Annotated in this window: 3 protein-coding genes; 2 read left to right on the top strand and 1 reads right to left on the bottom strand. The window is 61.6% G+C overall.

What is annotated here, in order from left to right:
* Window positions 1–41: 41 nt before the first annotated feature.
* The gene (locus ACPYOI_RS34350) at window positions 42–2,909 is read right to left on the bottom strand and encodes an Rne/Rng family ribonuclease (protein WP_481417932.1); all 2,868 of its coding nucleotides are present in this window, start codon (window positions 2,907–2,909) and stop codon (window positions 42–44) included.
* A gap of 625 nt (window positions 2,910–3,534) precedes the next feature.
* Between ACPYOI_RS34350 and ACPYOI_RS34345 the strand changes: the two genes are divergently transcribed.
* Entirely contained in the window at window positions 3,535–4,767 is a 1,233-nt protein-coding gene (locus tag ACPYOI_RS34345; protein ID WP_481417933.1) for an N-acetylmuramoyl-L-alanine amidase, read from the top strand.
* 254 nt (window positions 4,768–5,021) lie between these two features.
* Window positions 5,022–5,992, top strand: a 971-nt coding sequence (locus ACPYOI_RS34340) for a transglycosylase domain-containing protein (RefSeq protein ID WP_481424033.1), incomplete at its 3' end; no start/stop codon positions are given.

The raw sequence follows: 5,992 nt of genomic DNA, 5'->3' as shown, positions 1-5,992 counted from the left end.
GACTAGTCGTCGGCAGCGTCAGATGTGTATAAGAGACAGTCTTAGAAGAAGCCGCGGCGCTGCCACCAGCCGGCTTTTTTCGGCTTGCCGTCGGTGTCACCCTCGGCCGGTTCCGTGCGGGTGGATTTCACCGTGGGAGCAGCGGACGAGGAGATGTTCGATTCGCGGTTGGCGCGGACCGGCTTCGCTTCTTCCTCTGCCGGTGTCGCGAGATCGGCTGAGGCCTCGACGGTCTCTGCTTCCGCCTCGGCAACGGTCTCTGCTTCTACGATCGGCTCTTCGACGGGAGGGGCGGATGCCTTCCGGCGGCCGCGGCCTCTGGCGGGTTTCACGGCTTCCGCGACGACGGCGTCAGCTTCGATCGCTGCCATTGCGGCATGTGCTTCGCCGGCTTCTTCGGCAACAGCCTCGACAGTTTCGGCCTGCGTTTCAGCTTCGGCGCCATCCTCGATATCGGCGGCGGTTTCATCACCGGCTTCAGCGCCTTCGATGAGCTCGCCACCTTCCTCGCGGCTGCGGCGGCCGCCACGCTTGCCGCGGCGGCGGCGTTTGCGGCGCTGGGACTCTTCGCTATCGGCACGCGCTTCGGTAGCGGCTACTGCCGCCTCATCGCTCTCGCTGCCTTCGTCGTCGCCTTCATCCTCGTCGCCGGTTTCGCCGGAAGCGGTGTCTTGAGCGGAAACCTGCTCGCCGGTGCCGTTGCGGCCACGGCGGCGGCGGCGGCGCTTGCGCTTGCGGCCGTCGCCATCGCTTTCGGCGCGCTGCTGCGGCGCGCGCTCGGCGGCTGCCGGCTTGTCCTCAAGCTCCTCGTCTTCGTCCTCTTCCATCTCGATGACGATATCGTCGTCCTCATCATCAGGGATGGCTGCGAAGTTGAAGAGGCTTTCGATCTTGACCGGGTTTTCGACCGGCTCGCCGCGATCGATCGCGAAATGCTGCGAACCGACGGCGCTGTCGGCATCGATGATGATCGAGACGCCGAAGCGGCTTTCATAATCGACGATCGTCTGGCGCTTGTGGTTGAGCAGATAAAGCGCGATCTCCGGCGTGGTGCGCACGGTGATGTTGTGCGTCGTGTTCTTCAGCAGGTATTCCTCGATACCGCGCAGAACATGCAGCGCGACCGAGGACTGCGAGCGCACGTGGCCGGTGCCGCCGCAATGCGCGCAGACCTGCGTCGTCGATTCGAGCACCGAAGCGCGGATGCGCTGGCGTGACATTTCGAGCAGGCCGAAATGCGAGATGCGGCCGACCTGGATGCGGGCGCGGTCGTTCTTCAGGCACTCCTTCAGCTTCTTCTCGACGGCGCGGTTGTTGCGCTTTTCTTCCATGTCGATGAAGTCGATGACGATGAGGCCTGCAAGGTCGCGCAGGCGAAGCTGGCGGGCGATTTCTTCCGCTGCTTCGAGGTTCGTCTGAAGCGCCGTGTCCTCGATCGAATGCTCGCGGGTCGAACGGCCCGAGTTGACGTCGATCGAAACCAAGGCTTCCGTCTGGTTCATGATCAGGTAGCCGCCGGACTTCAGCGTCACCTGCGGCTGCAGCATGCGGTCGAGCTGCGCCTCGATGCCGGAGCGCGAGAAGATCGGGTGGATGTCGCGATAGGGCTGAACCACTTTGGCATGGCTCGGCATCAGCATCTTCATGAAGTCTTTCGCTTCACGATAGCCTTCCTCGCCGGCAACGATGATCTCGCCGATATCCTTGTTGTAAAGGTCGCGGATCGAGCGCTTGATGAGCGAGCCTTCCTCATAGACGAGGCAGGGGGCGGTCGACGCCAGCGTCAGCGTGCGGACGTTTTCCCACAGGCGCATCAGATATTCGAAGTCGCGCTTGACCTCGACCTTGGTGCGGTTTGCACCGGCCGTGCGCAGGATCACGCCCATGCCCTGCGGCACTTCGAGCATCCGGGCGATTTCCTTCAGGCGCTTGCGGTCCTGCGGATTGGTGATCTTGCGGGAGATGCCGCCGCCGCGCGCCGTGTTCGGCATCAGAACCGAGTAGCGGCCTGCGAGCGAGAGGTAAGTGGTGAGTGCAGCACCCTTGTTGCCGCGCTCTTCCTTGGCGACCTGCACGAGCAGGATCTGGCGGCGCTTGATGACTTCCTGGATGCGGTACTGCTTGCGCGGCTTGCGCTGCACGCGATCGGGAACTTCCTCCATCGCGTCTTCGGCGCCGACGGATTCGATGACTTCCTCTTCCTGGTCGTGATCGTCGTCGTCATCATCGTCGCTGCGGCGGCGGACGTCGACGTCTTCGGAGATCGAGTCCGTCTCGACCATGGCGGCCATGGAACCGCCGGCGGGACCTTCGTCCTCATTGTCGACGACCGAGGCCGAAGGGGCCTCTACGTCGGTGGGGATGGCATCTTCGGTGGGCGTGGCTTCGACGACTGCCTTCTTGCGGCTGCGGCGCGGCTTGGCCTTCTTGGCCGGAGCATCTTCGGCAACAACGGCTGCCTCCGCGGCCGGAGCCTCGACTTCAGCCGTCGCGGCCTCCACGGAGGTATCAGCGCCTTCCGGCTCTTCCGCGGGCACGATGCCGATATCCGGCTGATCCTGCGTCGAGGGGTCGCTCACCGGCGCTGTTTCGACATGTTCGACATCGTCGTCGCGGCGGTGTTCCTCGGCCTCGGCGCGAAGCAGCGCCTGACGGTCGGCAAGCGGGATCTGGTAATAGTCGGGATGGATTTCGGCGAAGGCCAGGAAGCCGTGCCGGTTGCCGCCGTAGTCGACGAAAGCCGCCTGCAGCGAGGGTTCGACCCTCGTCACTTTTGCGAGATAGATATTGCCGCGTATTTGCTTCTTGTGCTGCGACTCGAAGTCAAATTCTTCTATGCGGTTCCCGCGAACGACAACGACGCGCGTCTCTTCCTCGTGAGACGCGTCGATAAGCATTTTGTCTGCCATGTAAGGTGTGCTCCTCGGCGCAGCCGGAGACGCGCATTCTCACCTGGAGGGGTGAGTCGGTCTAGCGTGAGTGCGCCGGATGATGAAAGTCGCGCTTGATTCGGGCCGGACGGCAGCAGCCAGGCGACAGCGGGGAGATTAGCCTTCCCGGGCCTGTAGACTTTGGATGAAACCTGCTGCGAAACCATTATGACCAAGCGAGATCGACAATACTTAAGACCCCTTGGGGTCCGATGAGTTTGCTCCTCAGAGCGTTTAGTGGCTATCCACCGATGAAGTTTCCGCATACGCCGGAAAATTCAGGATCTATGTACCGGGGAGAGAAGCGCGTAAGACGGCGGACGATTGCCGGTTGTGGCGCCAGGTCCTTGGTGGGGTGGCAGCCTTCGCGGCGACTCTATCCCGTCAACACTTCTAACCTGAAAATCGTTGTATGGTTTCTCTGTCACAATAGCAAGGGAAAAGCCAAATGCGCCATAATATTGATGGATTTAAAAACACATAGACAATGGGGACTGAGGGTCTGATTCGGCGGGCGGCCACAGACGCTGAAAAAGCATTGCGCGCATAAACAGAACGATAGATAGGGTGCGGCGGTCGATTGTTTAAGAGAGTACGGCGCGCAATGGCGGAATCCAGCAAGCGGAAGATGAGATTAGTTTACGCGCTCGCGGCTGCGCTTTCGCTCCAGGCCGCCATCGCGGTTGCCGCCGGCCCGAACAAGCCGGAGCCGTTGCTTGCCTATGCCGCGCGCATCGTCGGCGACGACGCCCGAACCCGTGTCGTCATCGATTTCGACCGTCAGCCGAGTTTCTCCGTCCACTACATCGCCAATCCGGAGCGCATCGTCGTCGATCTGCCGGCGACCGCGTTCGGTTTTAAGGCCGACGATCTCGGGGCGAGGGGCCTTTTCAAGGACATCCGCTACGGCACCATGGACGAGAACAGCGCCCGCATCGTGCTGACGGCCATCAAGCCGGTGAAGCTGGCAATCGCCAAGGTGCAGGAGGATGAGGACGGCAAGGGTCATCGCCTCGTCCTCGATGCCGAGAGGGTCAGCAAGGAGGAATTCGCCACGCTCGTCAAGGCGCAGTCCTGGAGCGATCCGGCAACCACGCCGCAGACGGCGAGTGCAAAGCCCGCGCCAGATACCGCAAAGCCCGGCGATTTCATCATCGCCGTCGATGCCGGCCATGGGGGCATCGATACCGGTGCGATCGGCGCCGATACGAAGACGGAAGAAAAGCAGGTCACGCTGGCCTTTGCCAAGGCACTGGCCGACCGGCTGAACCGCGAGGCCGGCATCAAGGCGTTTCTCACCCGCAGCGACGATGAATTCCTGTCGCTTGCCGAGCGCGTGCAGATTGCCAGGGAGAACCATGCGAGCCTTTTCATCTCGCTGCATGCCGATACGCTGAAGCAGAAGGATATTCGCGGCTCGACCGTCTATACGATATCCGACAAGGCCTCGGACAAGCTTGCGGCGGACCTCGCCGACCGCGAAAACCTGTCGGATCAGATCGCCGGCAAGGAGACCGTCGCTGAACCGCCGGCCGTGGCGGATATCCTGCTCGACCTGACGCGGCGTGAGACCCAGGCCTTCTCGATCTCGCTGGCCGAGAGCGTGCTCGGCTCTTTCAAGGACCAGGTCAGCACGATCAACAATCCGCACCGCCATGCCGGTTTCCGCGTCCTGCAGGCGCCCGATGTACCCTCGATCCTGCTCGAACTCGGCTTCCTCTCGAATGTCGAGGACGAAAAGCTGCTGCTCGACGACAAATGGCGCGCGAAGGTGGTGGACCGGCTGACCGATGCGGTAAAGCACTACCGCTCCTCGTTCGTTGCGAACGGCGGCTGAGACCTTGGCTAGCAATGACTAACGTGACTAAGATGTGACACCCGGAGCGAAAGCGGAAGGAAGAATGGGAATAGGGCCTGCAAGCCCTATTTTGCTCACATTCAGGCCCTTACTCACGGCTATGTTTCTGGGACGCGGGGCGGATTTGGCTTGTCGCAATGCTGCTCATGGAGTAAGCCCGCGCAACATGCAGAAATGCTATCCTCCATGCAATGATACCGCCCGCGCCATTTGAAGGTTTGGAATACCGGTAGATGATAAGACTTCTTGGATATTTCTTCGGGATTGCCTGCGTCATGTTTCTTGGCGCCGCGGCTGTCGTTGCCGTCTATCTGGCAAACGTCGCGAAGGATCTTCCCGATTACGAGGTCTTGAGCAGCTATGCGCCGCCGGTCACCACCCGCGTTCATGCCGGAAACGGCGCGCTGATGGCCGAATACGCCAAGGAGAAGCGTCTTTTCCTGCCGATCCAGGCTATCCCGGACCGTGTCAAGGCGGCTTTCCTTTCGGCCGAAGACAAGAACTTCTATAACCATCCGGGCATTGACGTGAGCGGTCTCGGGCGCGCCATCCTTGTCAACCTGCAGAATTTCGGCTCCGGGCGCCGGCCGGTCGGCGCCTCGACGATCACGCAGCAGGTGGCGAAGAACTTCCTCCTGACGTCGGACCAGACCATCGACCGCAAGATCAAGGAGGCGATCCTCTCCTTCCGCATCGAGCAGGCCTACAGCAAGGACAAGATCCTCGAACTCTATCTGAACGAGATCTTTTTCGGCTTGAACTCCTACGGCATCGCCGGTGCAGCGCTCACCTATTTCAACAAGTCGGTCACGGAACTCACTGTTGCGGAAACGGCCTATCTCGCCTCGCTGCCCAAGGGCCCGGCGAACTATCATCCCTTCCGCCATCCCGAGGCCGCGCTGGAGCGCCGCAATTGGGTTATCGACCGCATGGTCGAGAACGGCTATGTCAGCAAGGCTGATGGCGAGGACGCCAAGAAGCAGCCCCTCGGCGTCACGGCCCGCAACAACGGCCCGTCGCTCTTTGCTTCGGATTTCTTCGCGGAAGCCGTTCGCCGTCAGTTGATCGATCAGTATGGCGAGAAGACGCTCTACGAAGGCGGTCTTTCGGTCCGTACCTCATTCGATCCGCAGATGCAGCTTGCGGCGCGCAAGGCGCTGCAGGACGGCCTGACGACTTACGACGAACGTCGCGGCTTCCACGG

It is taken from the genome of Rhizobium sp. SVR5-2C, from assembly GCF_056755115.1.
Note: the sequence above shows the minus strand (reverse complement) of the source record. Positions and strands in the feature narration are given on the sequence as shown.